At 70.6% G+C, this 19,437-nt stretch carries 19 protein-coding genes and 1 tRNA gene; 11 read left to right on the forward strand and 9 right to left on the reverse strand.

Going from position 1 to position 19,437, the window contains the following annotated elements; genetic code table 11:
• Window positions 1–47 precede the first annotated feature (47 nt).
• Together ABKA17_RS36720 and ABKA17_RS36725 are read right to left on the reverse strand one after the other, a co-directional pair.
• Window positions 48–605 (reverse strand): GPR1/FUN34/YaaH family transporter, encoded by a 558-nt coding sequence (locus ABKA17_RS36720; protein ID WP_353696704.1) that lies wholly within the window; start codon window positions 603–605, stop codon window positions 48–50.
• A gap of 161 nt (window positions 606–766) precedes the next feature.
• Complete coding sequence (locus tag ABKA17_RS36725; protein WP_093908257.1) at window positions 767–1,294, reverse strand: universal stress protein; 528 nt, start codon at window positions 1,292–1,294, stop codon at window positions 767–769.
• 309 nt (window positions 1,295–1,603) lie between these two features.
• Between ABKA17_RS36725 and ABKA17_RS36730 the strand changes: the two genes are divergently transcribed.
• The 5 genes from ABKA17_RS36730 to ABKA17_RS36750 all read left to right on the forward strand — a co-directional run bounded on the left by ABKA17_RS36730 (window position 1,604) and on the right by ABKA17_RS36750 (window position 4,959).
• A complete protein-coding gene (locus ABKA17_RS36730; protein WP_353696705.1) occupies window positions 1,604–1,909 on the forward strand; it encodes a hypothetical protein in 306 nt (101 codons plus the stop codon).
• Window positions 1,910–2,286: 377 nt separating this feature from the next.
• Window positions 2,287–3,480 carry a helix-turn-helix domain-containing protein gene (locus ABKA17_RS36735; RefSeq protein WP_353696706.1) on the forward strand — a complete coding sequence of 398 codons (1,194 nt, stop codon included), beginning with the start codon at window positions 2,287–2,289 and terminating at the stop codon, window positions 3,478–3,480.
• Window positions 3,481–3,600: 120 nt separating this feature from the next.
• On the forward strand, window positions 3,601–4,203 hold the full coding sequence (gene orn, locus ABKA17_RS36740; protein WP_353696707.1) for an oligoribonuclease: 603 nt from the start codon (window positions 3,601–3,603) through the stop codon (window positions 4,201–4,203).
• A gap of 114 nt (window positions 4,204–4,317) precedes the next feature.
• Window positions 4,318–4,390: transfer RNA gene (locus tag ABKA17_RS36745), tRNA-His, on the forward strand.
• Between the two features lie 68 nt (window positions 4,391–4,458).
• Window positions 4,459–4,959: a GNAT family N-acetyltransferase gene (locus tag ABKA17_RS36750; protein WP_353696708.1), complete on the forward strand. Its 501-nt coding sequence runs from the start codon at window positions 4,459–4,461 to the stop codon at window positions 4,957–4,959.
• 62 nt (window positions 4,960–5,021) lie between these two features.
• Here the strand turns inward: ABKA17_RS36750 and ABKA17_RS36755 are convergent, their stop codons facing one another.
• Window positions 5,022–6,077 carry a LacI family DNA-binding transcriptional regulator gene (locus ABKA17_RS36755; protein WP_353696709.1) on the reverse strand — a complete coding sequence of 352 codons (1,056 nt, stop codon included), beginning with the start codon at window positions 6,075–6,077 and terminating at the stop codon, window positions 5,022–5,024.
• A 391-nt stretch (window positions 6,078–6,468) separates the two neighbouring features.
• Here ABKA17_RS36755 and ABKA17_RS36760 point away from each other — a divergent pair, with 391 nt between their 5' ends.
• The 4 genes from ABKA17_RS36760 to ABKA17_RS36775 all read left to right on the forward strand — a co-directional run bounded on the left by ABKA17_RS36760 (window position 6,469) and on the right by ABKA17_RS36775 (window position 11,253).
• Window positions 6,469–7,791, forward strand: coding sequence for an ABC transporter substrate-binding protein (locus ABKA17_RS36760; RefSeq protein ID WP_353696710.1), 1,323 nt, complete (start codon window positions 6,469–6,471; stop codon window positions 7,789–7,791).
• Window positions 7,792–7,796: 5 nt separating this feature from the next.
• Window positions 7,797–8,801, forward strand: a complete 1,005-nt coding sequence (locus ABKA17_RS36765; protein ID WP_353696711.1) for a carbohydrate ABC transporter permease — start codon at window positions 7,797–7,799, stop codon at window positions 8,799–8,801.
• An 11-nt stretch (window positions 8,802–8,812) separates the two neighbouring features.
• A complete protein-coding gene (locus ABKA17_RS36770; RefSeq protein ID WP_353696712.1) occupies window positions 8,813–9,718 on the forward strand; it encodes a carbohydrate ABC transporter permease in 906 nt (301 codons plus the stop codon).
• A 98-nt stretch (window positions 9,719–9,816) separates the two neighbouring features.
• Window positions 9,817–11,253 (forward strand): GH1 family beta-glucosidase, encoded by a 1,437-nt coding sequence (locus ABKA17_RS36775; protein WP_353696713.1) that lies wholly within the window; start codon window positions 9,817–9,819, stop codon window positions 11,251–11,253.
• Between the two features lie 122 nt (window positions 11,254–11,375).
• Here ABKA17_RS36775 and ABKA17_RS36780 read toward each other — a convergent pair whose 3' ends face one another.
• The 3 genes from ABKA17_RS36780 to ABKA17_RS36790 form a co-directional block, all read right to left on the reverse strand.
• Window positions 11,376–12,806, reverse strand: coding sequence for a glycoside hydrolase family 18 protein (locus ABKA17_RS36780; RefSeq protein WP_353696714.1), 1,431 nt, complete (start codon window positions 12,804–12,806; stop codon window positions 11,376–11,378).
• 107 nt (window positions 12,807–12,913) lie between these two features.
• Complete coding sequence (locus ABKA17_RS36785) at window positions 12,914–14,311, reverse strand: sensor histidine kinase (RefSeq protein WP_353696715.1); 1,398 nt, start codon at window positions 14,309–14,311, stop codon at window positions 12,914–12,916.
• Window positions 14,308–15,012, reverse strand: coding sequence for a response regulator transcription factor (locus ABKA17_RS36790; protein ID WP_353696716.1), 705 nt, complete (start codon window positions 15,010–15,012; stop codon window positions 14,308–14,310). The genes ABKA17_RS36785 and ABKA17_RS36790 overlap by 4 nt, the downstream gene beginning before the upstream one ends.
• A 100-nt stretch (window positions 15,013–15,112) precedes the next feature.
• On the opposite strand from ABKA17_RS36790, the gene ABKA17_RS36795 reads away from it, so the two are divergent.
• The gene (locus ABKA17_RS36795) at window positions 15,113–15,622 is read left to right on the forward strand and encodes a hypothetical protein (RefSeq protein ID WP_353696717.1); all 510 of its coding nucleotides are present in this window, start codon (window positions 15,113–15,115) and stop codon (window positions 15,620–15,622) included.
• Between the two features lie 10 nt (window positions 15,623–15,632).
• Here ABKA17_RS36795 and ABKA17_RS36800 read toward each other — a convergent pair whose 3' ends face one another.
• Window positions 15,633–16,502, reverse strand: a complete 870-nt coding sequence (locus ABKA17_RS36800) for a spermidine synthase (RefSeq protein ID WP_353696718.1) — start codon at window positions 16,500–16,502, stop codon at window positions 15,633–15,635.
• A 46-nt stretch (window positions 16,503–16,548) separates the two neighbouring features.
• Entirely contained in the window at window positions 16,549–16,965 is a 417-nt protein-coding gene (locus ABKA17_RS36805) for a hypothetical protein (RefSeq protein ID WP_353696719.1), read from the reverse strand.
• Between the two features lie 288 nt (window positions 16,966–17,253).
• Here ABKA17_RS36805 and ABKA17_RS36810 point away from each other — a divergent pair, with 288 nt between their 5' ends.
• The gene (locus ABKA17_RS36810; protein ID WP_353696720.1) at window positions 17,254–18,693 is read left to right on the forward strand and encodes an NsdA family TPR-like regulatory protein; all 1,440 of its coding nucleotides are present in this window, start codon (window positions 17,254–17,256) and stop codon (window positions 18,691–18,693) included.
• Window positions 18,694–18,839: 146 nt separating this feature from the next.
• On the opposite strand, the gene ABKA17_RS36815 is transcribed toward ABKA17_RS36810, so the two are convergent.
• Window positions 18,840–19,436: a histidine phosphatase family protein gene (locus ABKA17_RS36815; protein WP_353696721.1), complete on the reverse strand. Its 597-nt coding sequence runs from the start codon at window positions 19,434–19,436 to the stop codon at window positions 18,840–18,842.
• Window position 19,437: the final 1 nt, after the last annotated feature.

Raw genomic sequence — 19,437 nt, forward strand, 5'->3', positions numbered from 1 at the left:
CCGTTTTCATTGCCGGGGCCGCCCAAGTCCCCGGCATCGGCTGCCACTTAGCCGGTTGCCGTCACGCCCCGACCCGCAGCCCGCCTCGGAAGCACCGTCGGCCAGTGAGCCATCGCCGCAGTCGCCGCATACCAGGCGACCGCACCGGCCGCGACGGCGAACCAGCCGCCGACCTTGGCGAGACCGTCGTTGTCGGCGAACGCGGCGATGGCCATCAGCACCAGCGCCACGAAGAACAACCCGTAGGAGCCCTGCCCGAGTTGATCCCCGCCCGCGAGGGTCAGAGTCAGCACCACGAGGGCGAAGAGCACCAGGAACAGCCCGGCCGCGTTGGCGGATCCGGCATCCGAGACGGCCCAGGTGAACCACAGCGCGCCAAGCGCCGCGAAGGCCGTGCCGTTGGCGGTGTCACGGTCGCGGAAGGCCATCAGACCCGCGACGAAGAGGGCGATTCCGCCCACGTAATGGGCGATTGATACGGCGTCAGCGGCTGTCACACCGTCGATCACGTCGGTGTGGCCGAGTCCGAACGCCAGGAGGGTGATCCCGAGAGCGAGTCGGCCGACGATCGTGGTGGTTGCTCCCGCAGAGACGTCGTTGTCCACGGCGGGCTCCCTTCATGCTGTGCAGTTGTGCGGTGAGCGATATATGCCCTTCACAAGCGCACAAACACCTCTACGCGCGAGTAGATTTACGCGCGGCACAAGGGATTTCGAAAGCCGGACCGGGCGTTCCCACTTCGCATCTCACCTGGGAGAACGGCGAGTTACGGAATCACAACGACAGGCCGCTTCGCCCGCTTGGCGAGCCGCCCCGCGACGGAGCCGAAGATCCGGCCCACGATGCCGTGCGTGGAGCCGACGACGATCGCGTCCGCCTCGTACTCCCGCCCGACCTCTTCGAGTTCATGGCAGATGTCACCGCCACGCTCGACGAGGATCCACGGCACCTCGGCGAGATAGTCGGCACAGGCGAGCTCCAGACCGAGCACCTCGGTGCGATGGTCCGGCACGTCGACGAAGACCGGCGGCTCGCAACCGGCCCACACGGTCGTGGGCAGCCGGTTGGCGACATGGACGATGATCAGGCCCGACCCGGAGCGATGGGCCATGCCGATGGAGTACGCGAGCGCGCGCTCACTGGAGGTGGAGCCGTCGAAGCCGACCACTACGCCGTGCTTGAAGGCGGGGTCGCAGGAATGGCGTGGCTCTTCCGCCGCGAGGGGCTCGGCCGCCGTGGGATCGGCGACGGGCCGCTTGCGGTCCGCGGGTTCGAAGAATTCGTGACCGGCCATGGCTGTCTCGGCGTATCGATCCTTTTTGGGAGGGACGACAGTGTGCGGCGGAGCTGTGTCCGGGAATCATCTTCCCAACCCCATACCCCCAAGGGTACGGCGGCACGCTTTCTTAGCCCAGATCCCGCGCACGGTCGGTGGGGGTTCCAGGGAGCATGCACGAGGGTGCGCCCGTAACGCAATGGTTGCTGCGCTGTACAGGCGGTTTGCACAGGATTCCGGCCGCCGTACGGCTCTCCCGGCCGTTCGCGCAGTGACCGACCGCTCGAACACGCGTTGAACCCGGCAGTCACCCCCAGGGAGCAACGCATGTCCGGACACCGACCCCCCTCCGAGGACTCCGCCACGGACGTGGTCCGCTGGGCCGCGTTCAGTTGCGTCCTCGTCCCCGTGGTCCTTGTCTGGTACGGCTCCTCGCTCGCCGGCGCCGCCGGGACGGCCCTCGGTCTCGCCGCTGTCACGGCCGTCTGCCGGGTCCTGCTGCGCCAGTCGGAGCGCGGCGCGGCGCGGTTGCTCGCGGAGGAGAGCGCCCCTCATCGTGGTCGTCGTCACAGGACCGGAACCGGGTCCCATCGAGGCGGTCGTCACACCGGAGGAAACTCACCGGTCGCTTGACCGGTTTCCGCGCACGGACCCGTATCTTTTCAGCCAACTTCCGGCCATGGCGCATCCCTTGCCCGGACCACCCCCCTCCCCCCGTTCGACCTGCACGGAAAGGGTCCCCGGGGCCCCCCGCACCCTACGTGGATTGGCCACTACGACGAGGCGCACTTCCCTGCACGGCCCGTGAGTGCAACGCTTCGTGATCGAATGCTTCACGCCAAGTTGCCATGTCGACAATGTGCCGGTTGCCGAACTGGTCACCCCGGCACCACTGGACACAGTAGATTCGATCTTGACGTCTTACGGCGGGGGACTCGTGCAGGACCGAGGGGAAACGTGCAGGAGCGACACAACCGAGGAGCCGCGACCACCGAGGGGGGCTTAGCAGTATGAGCCACGACTCCACTGCCGCGCCGGAAGCCGCGGCCCGGAAGCTTTCCGGGCGACGCCGCAAGGAGATCGTCGCGGTGCTGCTGTTCAGCGGCGGCCCCATCTTCGAGAGTTCCATACCGCTGTCGGTGTTCGGGATCGACCGCCAGGACGCCGGCGTACCGCGCTACCGACTGCTGGTGTGCGGCGGCGAGGAAGGCCCACTGCGGACCACAGGGGGCCTGGAACTCACCGCGCCACATGGCCTGGAGGCGATCTCACGGGCGGGCACGGTCGTCGTGCCGGCCTGGCGTTCGATCACCTCACCGCCGCCGGAGGACGCGCTCGACGCGCTGCGCCGGGCGCACGAGGAAGGCGCCCGCATCGTCGGGCTGTGCACCGGCGCCTTCGTGCTGGCCGCGGCGGGTCTGCTGGACGGCCGTCCCGCGACGACACACTGGATGTACGCACCGACGCTGGCCAAGCGCTATCCGTCGGTGCACGTGGATCCGCGCGAACTGTTCGTCGACGACGGCGACGTGCTCACGTCCGCCGGCACGGCGGCCGGAATCGATCTCTGTCTCCACATCGTGCGGACGGACCACGGCAACGAGGCGGCCGGGGCACTGGCCCGCCGACTCGTCGTGCCCCCGCGCCGATCGGGCGGCCAGGAGCGCTACCTCGACAGGTCTTTACCTGAGGAGATCGGCGCCGACCCGCTCGCCGAGGTCGTCGCCTGGGCGCTGGAGCACCTCCACGAGCAGTTCGACGTGGAGACGCTCGCCGCGCGCGCGTACATGAGCCGTCGTACCTTCGACCGCCGCTTCCGCTCGCTGACGGGTTCCGCCCCGTTGCAGTGGCTGATCACCCAGCGGGTGCTCCAGGCGCAGCGGCTGCTGGAGACGTCGGACTACTCGGTGGACGAGGTCGCGGGCCGCTGCGGCTTCCGTTCGCCGGTGGCGCTGCGCGGGCACTTCCGCCGCCAGCTGGGCTCGTCGCCGGCGGCGTACCGGGCGGCGTACCGGGCGCGGCGTCCGCAGAGCGACAAGCCGGCCGACAGTGACGGAGTGGGCGGACCACTGGGCCCGGCGCCCGTCCTCCATCCGGACAGCGGCCCGGTCCCGATCCAGTCCCGGCGTACGGCGGCGGCGAGCTCGCTGGGCCCGGCGGCCCAGCTCTCGGCGAGCCTGCCGGGGCAGCGGAGCGGATCGTAACGGCGCACTGAGACGCCGGACGGGGTGAGGGAACTCATCCCGTCCGGCGTTCCGTCATGAGCCGGGGCCCGCTGCGACGCCGGGCATCCCAAAAGGCGACGTCAGCTTTAGGGTGGTCGCATGAACGATCGCATGGTGTGGATCGACTGCGAGATGACCGGCCTCTCGCTGTCCGACGACGCGCTCATCGAGGTTGCCGCCCTCGTCACCGACTCCGAGCTGAACGTACTCGGCGAAGGAGTGGACATCGTCATCCGACCGCCGGACCGGGCGCTGGAGACGATGCCGGAGGTGGTGCGTCAGATGCACACCGCGTCCGGGCTGCTCGACGAACTCGCCGCCGGCACGACGCTGGCCGACGCCGAGGAGCAGGTCCTCTCCTATATCCGCGAGCACGTCAAGGAGCCCGGCAAGGCCCCGCTGTGCGGCAACTCGGTCGGCACGGACCGCGGCTTCCTGCTCCGGGACATGCCGACGCTGGAGGACTACCTGCACTACCGGATCGTGGACGTCTCCTCGGTGAAGGAGCTGGCCCGGCGCTGGTACCCGCGGGCGTACTTCAACAGCCCCGAGAAGAACGGCAACCACCGCGCCCTCGCCGACATCCGCGAGTCCATCGTGGAACTGCGCTACTACCGCGAGGCCGTCTTCGTACCGCAGCCCGGGCCCGACTCGGACACCGCGAAGACGATCGCCGCGAAGTACGTCCTGCCTGCTCAGTAGGCGTGTCAGGGAGCGCCGGAGGGGCGCCGTAAAAGCCGTGCGCGAGCACCCCTTCGGACCCTGTACACTTTTTCTCGGCCGGTCGGAAACGACGGAAACAGATCACCGGTCATGGTGGGTGTAGCTCAGCTGGTAGAGCACCTGGTTGTGGTCCAGGATGCCGCGGGTTCGAGTCCCGTCACTCACCCTGAGTAATCAGCCGGTGACCTCGGTACAGAGGTCACCGGCTGATTCATTTGTCCCCCGGGAGCCCGCGTGCACGCCGAACCCATTCGCACCGCCCGCCTCGACCTCCTCCCCCTGCGTGTGGACCACGCCGAGGAGATGTCCGCCGTGCTCTCCGATCCGGCCCTGCACACGTTCATCGGCGGCGCGCCCCTGACGGTCGAGGAACTGACGGCGCGCTACGAACGCCTGGTCACCGGTTCCCCGCACCCGAACGTCACCTGGCTCAACTGGGTTCTGCGCAGCCACGCCGACGGGGCTCTGATCGGCACCGTCCAGGCCACAATCACCGGCCGCCACGAGGCGGAGATCGCCTGGATCATCGGCACCCCCTGGCAGGGCCGCGGCCTCGCCTCCGAGGCGGCCCGGAGCCTGGTCACCTGGCTGGTCCGCCACTACGTCCGCACGATCGTCGCCCACATCCACCCCGACCACACGGCCTCCGCCACCGTGGCAACAGCAGCAGGCCTGACCCCGACCGAAGAGGAACACGACGGCGAGACGGTCTGGCGCCTGTCACTGAACGCGTGAGGCCGCCGCCAACTACGGGCCCGGGGTGACAAGTTCGCCCCCGTAGTGCCGCCGATCCCGCCTCACGACGACGCTCGCTCCACCAACTCCGTGGCCAGTACCACCTGTCGGCGTTCCAGTTCGCGGGACGCGGCCGGGCGGCGGTCCGCGATCTCGGTGAGGAGGAGGTCGATCATGTGGCGGCCCATTTCGGCGATGGGCTGGCGGACGCTGGTGAGCGGTGGCTCCATGTGGCGGGCGATCGCGGAGTCGTCGTAGCCGACGAGGGCGACGTCGTCGGGGATGCGGCGGCCCGCCTCGCGGAGCGCCTGGCGGGCGCCGGCCGCCGTGACGTCGGAGGCGGCGAAGACCGCGTCCACGTCGGGGGCGCGGGCGAGCAGCCTCGCCATCGCCCGGGTGCCGCCCTCCTCCGTGAAGTCGCCGGCCTCGATCAGCGCCTCGTCCACCGCCACGCCCGCCTCGCGCAGTGCGTCCCGGTAACCGTCGATACGGCGCTGGGCACCGTACACGTCGAGGCGACCGGTGATGTGCGCTATGCGGGTGCGACCACGGGACAGCAGATGCTCCACCGCCTGGCGGGCACCGCCGTAGTTGTCCGAGTCCACCGAGGGCAGCGTCTCCCCCGCCGAGCGCGGGCCGCTGATGACCGCCGGTATCTCCAGCTGGGAGAGCAGGTCCGGCAGCGGGTCGTCGGCGTGCACCGAGACCAGCAGGACACCGTCCACCCGGTGCGCCGCCAAGTACTGGGCCAGGCGCCGCCTTTCACGGTCGTTGCCCGCGAAAATCAGCAGCAGCTGCATCTCCGTCTCGGACAGCTCGGCCGCCACGCCCTTCAGCATGTCCGAGAAGTACGGCTCCGCGAAGAACCGGGTCTCCGGCTCGGGGACGACGAGCGCGATCGCGTCCGTGCGGTTCGCCGCCAGGGCCCGCGCCGCCGTGTTCGGGACGTAGCCGAGCTCCGTGACCGCCGCCTCCACCGCCGCACGGGTCGCGTCACTGACCCGCGGCGAGCCGTTGATCACCCGGGAGACCGTGCCGCGGCCGACTCCGGCACGCGCGGCCACCTCTTCGAGGGTCGGCCGGCCACCGCTCCGGCCCCGCGCTCCGTGGCTTGCCATTGGCTCCGCCCTCCACCGTCGTCATCACGCTGGCCTGGAATCTAACAGCCCCGTCGAACCCCCGAGCGCCCCCGGGGGCGGCCACCTGCGGACCTCCGCCGGCGACTCGGTGGCCTTGCGCGCACCGACCGGACAGGCTGAAAGTGGTCGGCCGGTGTTCGACGTCCGAGTTAGTTAACAGGCCGATAACCGAAGACATATCTCCGTGCCGACTCCCTTGACACCCCCGCCCAGACCGGCGAGTCTTCAACTCATCACTGGTGGGAGCGCTCCCACAGTACCTGACACATACACATCCCGCACGTTCCCCGCCCGAGCCGCCGCGAGAACTAACGGGCCCAACAATGCAGTTGGCCGGGGGGTCGGCACGTCAGGGCAACAGGAGGACTCAATGCGAGCACGTACCCGAACCGCCCGTCGCAGGGTGGTGGTCCTCGCGGCCGTAGCGTCGCTGGGCGCCGGGCTGCTGGCCGGCTGTGCCGACGACGGTAAGGACGACGAGGGAGGATCGTCGTCCGGGGGCGGCGGCGGCAAGACCAAGATCACGCTCGGCCTCTTCGGCACCGCCGGCTTCGAGGAGTCCGGCCTGTACAAGGAGTACGAGAAGCTCCACCCGGACATCGACATCCAGCAGACCGTCGTGGAGCGCAACGAGAACTACTACCCCGCGCTGATCAACCACCTCACCACCAACAGTGGTCTCCAGGACATCCAGATGGTCGAGGTCGGCAACATCGCCGAGATCGTCGGGACCCAGTCGGACAAGCTGCTCGACCTGTCGAAGTACGGCAAGAAGAGCGACTACCTCGAGTGGAAGTGGGAGCAGGCCACCACCAAGGACGGCGCGACCATCGGCGTCGGCACCGACATCGGCCCGATGGCCATCTGCTACCGCACGGACCTGTTCAAGGCGGCCGGTCTGCCCACCGACCGCGAGGAGGTCGGCAAGCTGTGGGCCGGCGACTGGAACAAGCTGGTCGACGTCGGCAAGCAGTACAAGGCGAAGGGCCCCAAGGGCACCACCTTCCTGGACTCCCCCGGCGGTCTGCTCCAGGCGATCGTCAGCGGTGAGAAGGAGCGGTTCTACGACGCTTCCGGCGAGGTCATCTACAAGACGAACCCGGCCGTCAAGAACGCCTTCGACCTCACGGCCCAGGCCGCCGAGGACGGGCTGATCGGCAACCAGACGCAGTTCCAGCCCGCCTGGGACACGACCATCGCCAACAGCAAGTTCGCGGCGATGTCCTGCCCGCCGTGGATGCTCGGCTACATCAAGGGCAAGTCGAAGCCCGAGTCGGCCGGCAAGTGGGACATCGCCCAGGCGCCGAAGTCCGGCAACTGGGGCGGGTCCTTCCTGACCGTGCCCAAGTCCGGCAAGAACACCGAGGAGGCCGCGAAGCTGGCCGCCTGGCTGACCGCGCCGGCGCAGCAGGCCAAGCTCTTCGGCGTCCAGGGCAGCTTCCCGAGCACCCCGGCCGCGTACGACTCGACCGAGGTGAAGAGCGCCAAGAACGACATGACCGGTGACGCGCCCATCGGCACGATCTTCGCCGAGGCCGCCAAGAACATCCCCGTGCAGACGATCGGCCCGAAGGACCAGATCATCCAGCAGGGCCTGACCGACAACGGCGTCGTCCTGGTGACCCAGGGCAAGTCCGCCAAGGACGCCTGGAACAACGCCGTGAAGACCATCGACAACAACCTGGACCAGTGACCCGTATGACCACTGGGCACGAAACCGCCGCCGCGCCCCCCGCCAAGGAGGGGGGCGCGGCCCCGGCCCGCCCGCCCGCTGGGCGCTCCGACGACGAGCGCCGCCGGGCCCGGCTGTCACGGCGCTGGCAGCGCGACATGCGCTGGAGCCCGTACGCCTTCGTCTCGCCGTTCTTCCTGCTGTTCCTGGCGTTCGGCCTGTTCCCGCTGATCTACACCGGCTGGGCCTCGCTGCACCAGGTGGAGCTGACCGCGCCCACCGACATGAACTGGGTGGGCTTCAAGAACTACACGCGGATCTTCGACGACGACTTCTTCTGGAACGCGGCGAAGAACACGCTGACCATCGGGATCATCTCGACGGTGCCGCAGCTGCTGATGGCGATGGGCCTCGCGCACATCCTCAACTACAAGCTGCGTGCCTCGACCTTCTACCGGGTCGCGATGCTCGCCCCGTACGCAACGTCGATCGCCGCCGCCTCGCTCGTCTTCGTCCTGCTCTTCGGCCGTGACTACGGCATGATCAACTGGATGTTGAACCAGGTCGGCATAGACAACATCGACTGGCAGAACGACAAGTGGGCCTCGCAGATCGCGGTCTCCAGCATCGTCATCTGGCGGTGGACCGGATACAACGCGCTGATCTACCTGGCGGCGATGCAGGCGATCCCGCAGGACCTGTACGAGTCCGCGGCCCTGGACGGGGCCAGCCGCTGGAAGCAGTTCCTCCATGTGACGCTGCCCGCGCTGCGGCCGACGATCCTGTTCACGGTGGTCGTCTCCACCATCGGTGCCTCCCAACTCTTCGGCGAGCCACTGCTGTTCGGCAAGGGGCCCTCAGGCGGAGCCCAGCACCAGTTCCAGACGCTCGGCCTGTATCTGTACGAGCAGGGCTGGGTCAACCAGCACCTGGGCCGTGCCTCCGCGATCGCCTGGACGATGTTCCTGATCCTCATCGTCATCGGGATCGTCAACTACGTCATCTCGCGCCGGCTGCGCGCCAGTAGTTAGGAGAACCGGCCGTGACGACGACACTGACTCCGCCCACCGACACGCCCCCGCAGAAGGCCAAGCGGGTACGGCGTCCCAAGGCCGCCAGGGCGGGCGGCACCCTGCACGGCGGCCCGATCGCGTATCTGATCCTGGTCCTGTTCACGCTCGTCTCGCTGTTCCCGCTGGTGTGGACAGCGATCGCCGCTTCCCGCGACAACCAGCGGCTCGCGCAGAACCCACCACCGTTCTGGTTCGGTTCAGGACTCTTCGACAAGCTCGAACTCGCCTGGACCGACGCCAACCTGGGCGAGGCGTTCGTCAACACCACGTTCGTGGCGGGGGTTTCGTCGATCACCATCGTCTTCCTGTCGACGATCGCCGGGTTCGCCTTCGCCAAGCTGCGGTTCAAGGGCCGCAACGCCATGATGCTGATCGTGATCGGCACGATGATGGTGCCGCCGCAGCTGAGCGTGATCCCGCTGTACATGCTGGTCGCCGAGCTCAACTGGGCCGACCAGCTCCAGGCGGTGATCCTGCCCTCGCTGGTCAGCGCGTTCGGTGTGTTCTTCATGCGGCAGTACCTGCTCCAGGCGCTGCCCGACGAGATCATCGAGGCGGCCCGGGTCGACGGCGCGAGCAGCTGGCGGGTGATCTGGCACGTGGTGTTCCCGGCCGCCCGGCCCGCGATGGCCGTGCTCGGCATGCTGATGTTCGTGCAGACCTGGAACGACTTCCTGTGGCCGTTCCTGGTGCTCACCCAGCACGGCAATCCGACCGTGCAGGTCGCGGTCGCGGGTCTGGGCAGCGGCTACACGCCCGACCAGTCCCTGATCATGGCCGGCGCGCTGCTCGGCACGCTGCCGCTGCTCATCGTCTTCGCGATCTTCGGCAAGCAGATCGTCGGCGGCATCATGCAGGGCGCTGTCAAGGGCTGATCCCCTTTCTTCCCAGGGGCCGGGTCACCGCCGCCTCGGCCCCTTTCCCTCCCCCCATCTACCCGTCGGTCTCCACGACCTCCAATGGGAGCGCTTCCATGCCTGAACCCGCAACGCCGGCGACCCCGGTGACCTTTCCCCCCGCCTTCCTCTGGGGCGCCGCGACCTCGGCGTACCAGATCGAAGGGGCGGTGCGGGAGGGCGGCCGTACGCCCTCGATCTGGGACACCTTCAGTCATACGCCCGGCAAGACCGCGGGCGGCGAGCACGGTGACATCGCTGTCGACCACTACCACCGCTACCGCGACGACGTGGCGATGATGGCGGACCTCGGCCTGAACGCGTACCGCTTCTCGATCTCCTGGTCCCGGGTGCAGCCGACGGGCCGGGGCCCGGCGGTCCAGGTCGGTCTGGACTTCTACCGCCGGCTGGTGGACGAGCTGCTCGACAAGGGCATCAAGCCGGCCGTCACCCTCTACCACTGGGACCTGCCGCAGGAGCTGGAGGACGCGGGCGGCTGGCCGGAGCGTGACACGGCGTACCGGTTCGCGGAGTACGCGCAGATCGTCGGCGAGGCGCTCGGCGACCGGGTGGAGCAGTGGATCACCCTCAACGAGCCCTGGTGCAGCGCGTTCCTGGGGTACGCGTCGGGCGTGCACGCGCCCGGTCGTACGGACCCGGCGGCCTCGCTGAAGGCGGCGCATCACCTGAACCTGGCCCACGGGCTGAGCGCTTCGGCCCTGCGCTCGGTGATGCCGGCCCGCAACTCGATCGCGCTGAGCCTCAACTCCTCGGTGGTGCGCCCCCTTACGCAGGACCCGGCGGACCTGGCCGCGGCCCGGAAGATCGACGACCTGGCCAACGGGGTCTTCCACGGCCCGATCCTGCACGGCGCCTACCCGGACTCGCTGTTCGCGGCGACGGAGCTGCTCACCGACTGGTCCTACGTCCAGGACGGCGACCTGCGGGCGATCAACCAGCCGCTGGACGCGCTGGGCCTCAACTACTACACGCCTGCGCTGGTCTCGGCCGCGGACAACGACCTCGCCGGTCCGCGCGCGGACGGTCACGGCGCGAGCGACTTCTCCCCGTGGCCGGCCGCGGACGACGTGACGTTCCATCAGACTCCGGGCGAGCGCACGGAGATGGGGTGGACGATCGACCCGACCGGTCTGCACGACCTGATCATGCGCTACACGCGCGAGGCCCCGGGCCTGCCCCTCTACATCACCGAGAACGGCGCCGCCTACGACGACAAGCCCGACCCCGACGGCAAGGTCCACGACCCCGAGCGCATCTCCTACCTCCACGGCCACCTCGCCGCGGTCCGCCGCGCGGTCTCGGACGGCGCGGACGTCCGCGGCTACTACCTGTGGTCCCTGATGGACAACTTCGAGTGGGCGTACGGCTACGAGAAGCGCTTCGGCGCGGTCTACGTCGACTACTCCACCCTCGCGCGTACGCCGAAGTCGAGCGCCCTCTGGTACGGCCAGGCGGCCCGCACCGGCACGCTGCCTCCGGTACCGGAGGTCTGACGGGGGCCCGGACCGTCACAGGACGGGGGAGAGGGGCGCGGCATCCGAGGGGGATGCCGCGCCCCGGCCCGTGGGGGGCGTTGTCTGCCGGCCGTCAGTTGTGGGCGGTCAGTTGTAGGCCGTCAGTTGTAGGCCGCGAAGGCCTTCGAGAAGGCATGCTCGCTCTGGAGGATGGAGCTGCACGTGGCGTCGGCGTGGTTCTTGGCGCCGCCGGCGCACTGCTTGTCACGGGTGCCCGACCACATCGACAGCCAGCCGAGGCCCTTGGACTTGGCGAAGTTCACCAGCTGGGTGGCGTCCTCGACCTTGAAGATCTCGGTGGTGACGTCGTTGACGCCGATCATGGGGGTCAACGCGACGGCCTTCCAGGCGGCGCTGTCGGAGAGCCCGAGGACGCTCTTGACCTGGGCCTGGGTGGCGGTGGCGGCCTGTTCGGCGTAGGTGCCCATGTCGCCGCTGTACGCCGGGCCGTAGTCCATCGCCATGATGTTGACGGTGGCGATGTCGACGTTGTTCTGCTTCGCGTTCGACAGGAGGTCCACGCCGGCCTGCGTCAGGCCCTCCGGCATCACCGGGAGGGTGAAGGAGACGTCCAGGTCCGGGTGGGCCTGCTGGAGCTTGGCTATCGCCTGGGCGCGGCGGGTGTTGGCCGCGGTGTCGGGGAGCGCGCCGCCCTCGACGTCGAAGTCGACCTTGGTGAGGTCGTAGGCGGCCACGGCCTTCTCGTACGCCGCCGCCAGCGCGGTCGCCGACGAGCAGGTCGTCGCCAGCTCCGAGCCCGCCGCGCCCCCGAACGACACCCGGACATCGCCGCCCTTGGCGCGCAGCGCGCCGATCTGGGCGGCCACGGCGTCGCTCGCGAGGTCGGTCACGCCGCCCCACTTCGGGGTGCAGCCGCCGCCGTCGGTGATGAAGGCGAGGTTGTAGTCCTTCACGCCGGTGGCCGCCGCGGTGGCGACCAGGTCGAAGGCCGGGTAGAGGGAGGTGTCGACGTAGGGCGCGAAGCCGGCGCTCGTGGTCGTGCCGGTGCCGGTGCTGCTGGTCGCGGACGGGGAGGCGGTGGGGGTGGGGGTGGCTGTCGGGGTCGCCGTCTGCGTGGGGCGGCCGGTCGGTTCGGGGGTGGCCGTGTCGTCCGCGGAGCACTCGGCGCCGTCCACGAGACAGCCGCTCGGGTCGCCGGTGCCGTTGACGACGAAGCCGACGGTGACCGACTCGCCGGCGGCGAGGCCGTCGGTGTCCCACTTCGGGGGCGTCACGGTGACGTGCCGCCCGCTGACGGCCGACTCGGCGTTCCACAGGGAGCTCAGCCTCGCGCCCGAGGGCAGGTCGAACTCCAGCTTCCAGTCGGCGTCCGTCCCGCCGCTGTTGTTCGTCACGACGTACTGGGCGGTGTAACCCGTCGACCAGTCACTGGTCTTCGTGTACGCCGCCCCGATGCCGGCCGCCTGGGCGGTGCCGGTGAGGAGGATCGCGCCACCGCCGACCACGGCCGCGGCGACGGCCCCGGCGATCACCTTGTTTCTGCCGCTGACCTTGCGCCGGTGCGTGCTCATCGCGTGCCTGCCTTCGTGGTTCGGGGGTGGGGTGCGGCAGCACGCTAGCGAGCCCGAATCGGGCAAATGACCTGTTCAGGACGGGGGTTGGAGATCTTAGGGCGCGCTTAAGGATGGGATCGGGGACGGTTAAAGGTCGAGACCAATCTGCCGGTACGGCGTCTGCGCACCCGGTGCCCCCGGCGCTCGGGCGCCCGCCCGTCCAGCTGGATCCAGATCCGCACCTCGGTGCCGCCCAGCACCGACGAACCGATCCGCACATCGCCGCCGGTCTCCTCCGCGAGCCGCCGCACGATGTCCAAGCCAAGCCCGGTCGAGCCCGCGCTGCCCGACCCGCGCCCCCGGGCCATCGCCGCCTCGGGGTCGCGTATGCCGGACCCCGCGTCGGAGACCAGCACGATCACCGCGTCCTCCCCGTTGTGCACGTCCACCGCGAAGGCGGTGCCCTCCGGGGTGTGCCGGAAGACGTTGCCGAGCAGGGCGTCGAGGGCTGCCGCGAGGTCGGCGCGGGCCACGGGTATGCGCACCGGCCGCTCCACGCCGGCCACCCGCACCTTGCGGCCCTCGTCCTCGGCGAGCGCCGACCAGAACGCCATCCGCTCCCGCACCACCTCGGCGGCATCGCACCCGGCGCCTGGCCCGGCGGCCGCGGTCTGCGGCTTGGCCTCCCGCGCCGTACGGATGATGGTGTCGACCTCGCGCTCCAGCTGGGCCACCGCGGCCCGGGTCTGCTCGGCGGCGGGCCCGTCCCCGAGCGAGGCCGCGTTGAGCCGCAGCACGGTCAGCGGTGTACGGAGCCGATGGGACAGGTCGGCCGCCAACTCCCGCTCGTTCGCCAGCAGTTGTACGACCTGGTCGGCCATGGAGTTGAACGCGACCGCCGCCAGCCGCAGTTCCGTCGGCCCCTCCTCCGGCACCCGCGAACCCAGCTTCCCCTCTCCCAGTTCGTGCGCGCCCTCGACGAGTCGCTGCGCGGGCTGCACCATCCGTACGCCCAGCCGGTCGGCGACCGCGACCGAGCCGACGATCAGCGCGAGGCCGACCCCGGCGAGCACCGCCCACGCCGTGGCGACGCCGTTGCTCACCTCGGACTCGGGGACGTACACCTCGACGACCGCGATCTCTCCGGAGCTCAGCGCGACCGGCTGGAGCAGGGTGGAGCCGCCGCCCACCTCGCTGGTGGAGGCGCGGCCCAGTTTCCGGACGGTCGCGATGTCACCGTCGGCGGCCCGCTGCCGCCCGATGTCGACGGCCTTGGCGCCGGCGGCCGCCGGTATGTGCACGGCCATCTCCGCCTCCGAACCGGCGGAGGCGACGACCCGCTCCAGCTGGTCCCGGTCGGTGGTGATGGACAGGGCGGGGGCCACGGCCGCGGCCTCCCGCTCGGCGTTGGAGAAGGCGCGGTCCCGGGCCATCTCCTTGATGACGAGTCCGAGCGGGATCGCGAAGGCGACCACGACCATGGTGGTGACCGCCAGACAGACCTTGACGAGTGCCCACCTCATCGCAGCGGCTCCCCACCGGGTGGCTCCAGCTTCACCCCGACGCCCCGCAGGGTGTGCAGATACCGCGGCCGCGCGGCGGTCTCGCCCAACTTCCTTCGCAGCCAGGACAGATGGACGTCGATGGTCTGGTCGTCGCCGTAGGTCTGCTGCCACACCTCGGCGAGGAGTTCCTTGCGGGGGACGACGACACCGGGGCGGCCGGCGAGGAAGGCGAGCAGGTCGAACTCGCGGCGGGTGAGGTCGAGGCGGACGCCGTCCAGTTCGGCCTGGCGGCGCAGCGGGTCGACGGTGAGGCCGCCGACGCGGATCACGGACTCGGGCGGTGCCTCGCCGCCGCCGGCCCGGGACCGTCGCAGGACCGCGGCCATCCGCGCGGAGAGGTGCTCGACGGAGAACGGCTTGGTCAGGTAGTCGTCCGCGCCCGCGTTGAGCAGTCGGACGATCTCCGTCTCGTCGTCCCGTGCGGTGGCGATGATCACAGGGACGTCGGTGATGCCGCGCAGCATCTTCAGCGCCTCGGAGCCGTCCAGGTCGGGCAGGCCGAGGTCGAGGATGACCACGTCGAAACGGTGATGGGCGACCTCGCGCAGCGCCTCCAGTGCCGTACCGACACTGCGCACGATGTGCGCGGCGTCGGTGAGATGCCGGATGAGCGCCGAGCGTACGAACTGGTCGTCCTCGACCACGAGCACACTTGCCATGCGCCGCACCGTACGCCATGCGGGTCAGCCCCATCCGGTGCCTGTGGACAACTCGGATCTGTGGACAACGGGTGGGACGGGTGAGGCAGTATGGCCCGCGATGCGCAGAGGACTCATACACGTACTGGCTTGGTCGCTCGCCACGGGCGCGGCGGTCACGCTGTCGTGGTGGGGTGTCCACACGGTGATGGCGGGCACGGCCTACGACCCTCCGCGCGCCCTGCCGATCACGGCGGCGGACGCGACGACGCAGGAGTCCAAGCCGCTGGCCTCGTCCACGGCCCGGCCGACCCCGTCGAAGAGCCCGTCACAGGGCCCGGCGCGGAAACCGTCCCCGGCGCCGACGCCGTCGAGGACGCCCGACGCCTCCCCTTCTCCCACCCCGTCGGGCCAGGTCAGGAGCTACGACACCGAGGGTGGGCGCGCGGTGTTCGACCTCGGCGAGGCCTCCGCGACGCTGGTGTCGGCGACGCCGGCCGCGGGCTGGTCGATGCAGGTGTGGAAGACGGAGACGTGGATCCGGGTGGAGTTCGCCTCGGGCGCGGACCGGGTGTCGGTGTTCTGCACATGGCACGACAGCGCGCCCCGGGTGGAGGTCGGGACCTACTAGTCGGGACGTACTAGCGGAACACCGAGGGCGGGGGTGCCGGGGAGGCGACCGCCGCCGTGTCCGTCACCGGTGCCGCGCCTCCCGTGAAGTCGGTGAGGGGCTTGCCGTGTTCGACGCGGCCCGGGTGGGGGTCGGAGGCGGCTCGGCGGGTGAGTTCGGGGACGGGGAGCGGGGCGTCGGAGGCGACCAGGACCGCGTTGCCGAAGCGTTTGCCGCGCAGGACCGTGGGGTCGGCGATGAGGGCCAGGTGCTCGAAGCGGGCGGCGGCTGTCGCGATCTGGCCGCGCAGATGGGCGAGCGGGGGGCCGTCTGCGAGGTTGGCGGCGTAGACGGCGGCGGGCTTGAGGGCTCGGCGGACCTCGTCGAGGAACTCCGTCGAGGTCAGATGGGCGGGGGTGCGGGCTCCGCTGAAGACGTCCGCGATGACGAGGTCGGCCCAGCCGTCGGGCACCTTGGCGAGCCCTTCGCGGGCGTCCGTGGAGCGCACCCTGATCCGGGCGCCGGGGTCCAACGGCAGCTCGCGGCGGACCAGTCGGACGAGAGCCTCGTCGCGCTCGACGACCTGCTGGGTGGAGCGGGGGCGGGTGGCGGCGACGTACCGCGCGAGGGTGAAGGCGCCGCCGCCGAGGTGTACGGCGTGGACGGGCTTGCCGGGCGGGGCGACGAGGTCGATGACGTGCCCGAGGCGCCGCTGGTACTCGAAGGCGAGGTGCGCCGGGTCGTCCAGGTCGACGTGCGACTGCGGTGCCCCGTCGATGAGCAGCGTCCAGGCACGCGCGCGTTCCCGGTCGGGTATGAGCTCGGCGAGACCGCCGTCGACGGCCTCCACGACGGCTTCGACGACCGCTTGGCCGCGCCGGCCGCTCCTGGACTTTCCCATGGGCCCATTGTCGCAAGGGGCGGAGGGCGGCGCCGCCGGGAGGGCGTCAGCGGCAGTTGTCGGCCGCCTCGATCAACCGGGCCGCCTCCCCCAGCGCCGCGCGCAGCACCGCCGGGTCCGTCGCGAGCTCCGCCTCTCCGGGGGGCAGCAGCCAGTCGGAGCCCGCCACGGGCGGCTCGGGGTTCAGTCGCAGCCCCCGCCCGTCGGTCTCCGTACAGGTGCTGCCCGGGACGTCCCACGCCGCCGCGGTGCCCGGCGGGACCACGAAGCCGAGGGTGTCGCCCCCGTCGTCGTGCAGTACGGGGCCCACCGCGTCCCCTGATCCGCCGCGCCGCAGGATGTCGACCGCCTCCAGCCCCTGCCGGGTCGGCACCGTGACGAGGTCGCACCCGGCCTCCGGGGTCGGTGGCTCGCTGCACTCCGTCAGCGGCAGACACACCTCGATGCTCTGACTGGTCTCCATCCCGGCCTCCACCACGGAACCCCTCCTCGTAACGAGCGGGTCGGGAGACGGGCGGCTCCCGGTCCTGTGTGGTTCAACGCGCGACGGCGTCAACGGCTACGGCACAAGTCAGCCGCAAAGGATGGCAGTTCATGGCAGATCCAGGATGAGATATCCGGTTTGTAGCCAAACCCCGCGTGGCGGGTCCGTCACAGCGGGTACGTTCTTGCCCGCTGGAAAAAGGGTGTCACACGTACAACTCACCCCGAATCCGGCATGGTTCGACGGTTCGCACGAGAGGACCCGGCCATGGCGTCGTCAACGATGACCTCGTCCCAGTCCCCCAGGCCGCCACGGCCGAACCTCGCGTTCCGGGAGTTGCGCGGACAGCGCTCCCCGGCCGAGTTCGCCGCGGCGGTACGACGGGCCGCCCGCGAGATCGGCGAGCGGGTCAGCTGCGACGCGCGCTATGTGGGCCGGGTCGAGGCGGGCGAGATCCGCTGCCCCAACTACGCGTACGAGCGGGTGTTCCTGCACATGTTCCCCGGCCGCACGCTCACCGACCTGGGGTTCGCGCCCCGCTCGTCCGTACGCGGACGCGGAGCGCGCGCCACCGAGGTCGCGCCCCCGGCACCCGGCGCGAGACCCGTGCACGCCACGGGTGAGACGTGGGGGGCGTACGAGCCGTATGACACGCAGGACCCCTACGAGACGTACGACAACGAGGAGAGCGACGTGCTGCGTCGCGCATTCATGACCGGCGGGGGCGCCACGGTGGCCGCCGCCTCACTGAGCCCCATCGGGCTCGCCTTCGACGCCACGGCGGCACAACGCCCCGTGCGCAGGGTCGGGGCGGGCGAGGCGGACGCCCTGGAAGAAGCGGTCCGCAGGATCCGGGTGCTGGACGACCGGCACGGCGCGGACGGGCTGTACCGGCGCGCGGCGGCCCCGTTGCGCGCCGCGTACGCGCTGCTGGACGCCGGTGCGACCCGGCAGACCACCGCCGACCGGCTGCACTCGGGCGCGGGTGAACTCGCCATCTCGGTGGGCTGGCTCGCGCACGACTCGGGCCGCTACGACGACGCGCGCTCGCACTACGCGGAGGCGCTCGCGACCGCCCGGATGACCGGCGACCCCGCCCTGGAGTCGCACGCCTTCTGCAACACGGCGTTCCTCGCGCGCGACGCGGGACGTCCGCGGGAGGCGTTGCGCGCCGCGCAGGCCGCGCAGCGGGTCGGGCGCGTCCTCGGCTCCGACCGGCTGATGTCGCTGCTCGCGCTGCGCGAGGCGGGCGGCTGGGCCGGACTCGCCGACCGCACCGGCTGCGAACAGGCACTGGCCCGCGCCCAGGCCCTCTACGAACGGGGCCCGTCGGACGCCGACCCCGAGTGGATGAGCTTCTACGGCGAGGCCGAGCTGGAGGGCCTGGAGGCGCAGTGCTGGTCGTCCCTGGGCGACTGGCCGCGCGCGGCACGGCACGCGCGCCGGGCGGCGCAGCTCCAGGATCCGCACTTCACCCGGAACATCGCCCTGTACACGGCCGAGCTGGCGGACGACCTCGCGCGCGGCGGGCGCCCCGACGAGGCCGCGACGGCGGGGATGCGGGTGCTGGATCTGCTGGGCCAGGTCCAGTCGTCCCGGGTCCAGTCGATGCTGGCGGGGACGGCCCGGGTGCTGCTGCCGCACCGGCGGGCCTCCGGGGTCTCCACGTTCCTGGAACGGCACGCGGGTCTGCCCAGATCCGCCTAAGCGCTCCGCTGGAAGTGCCGCGTGGTGCCGTCGTTCGGCTGCGGTGCCGTTGTGGCTGGTCGCGCCCACGCGGCGGAGCCGCATATGTCACAGCCCCGCGCCCCTTGAGCGCATTGCCGAACCGTAGTCGACTTCGCCCAGCCTGCTTAGCCGACCAGATGTCCCAGGTCGTTCCAGCTCTCGACGGCCGGCTCCCCGTAGGCCCAGCCCAGCACCGACAGCGAGGTGGGGTTCAGGCGGATGCGGGCGGCGAAGTCCAGCGGCAGGCCCAGCCAACGTGCCCCGATGGAGCGCAGGATGTGCCCGTGCGCGAAGACCAGGACGTCCCGGTCCGCCGCGCGGGCCCAGGCGACCACCTCGTCCGCGCGGGCCGTCACCTCGGCGAGGCTCTCGCCCTCGGGGACACCGTCGCGCCAGATGAGCCAGCCGGGTCGAATGGCCTGGATGTCGTCCGGCGTCATACCCTCGTACGCGCCGTAGTCCCACTCCATGAGCGTGTCCCAGTCGGTCGCGCGCTCGCCGAACCCGGCGAGTTCGCACGTCTCACGCGCGCGTGACAGTGGGCTGGTGCGCACCTCGACACCAGCTAGACCGTCGAGTGGCGCCCGGTGCAGACGCTCCCCGAGGAGCTTCGCACCACGGCGGCCCTCCTCCAGGAGGGGCACATCGGTCCTGCCGGTGTGTTTCCCGGCCAGCGACCACTCGGTCTGTCCGTGCCGGGCCAGCAGGATGCGCGGTGCCATG

This window comes from Streptomyces sp. RG80 (assembly GCF_040446465.1).
Classification (GTDB): domain Bacteria; phylum Actinomycetota; class Actinomycetes; order Streptomycetales; family Streptomycetaceae; genus Streptomyces.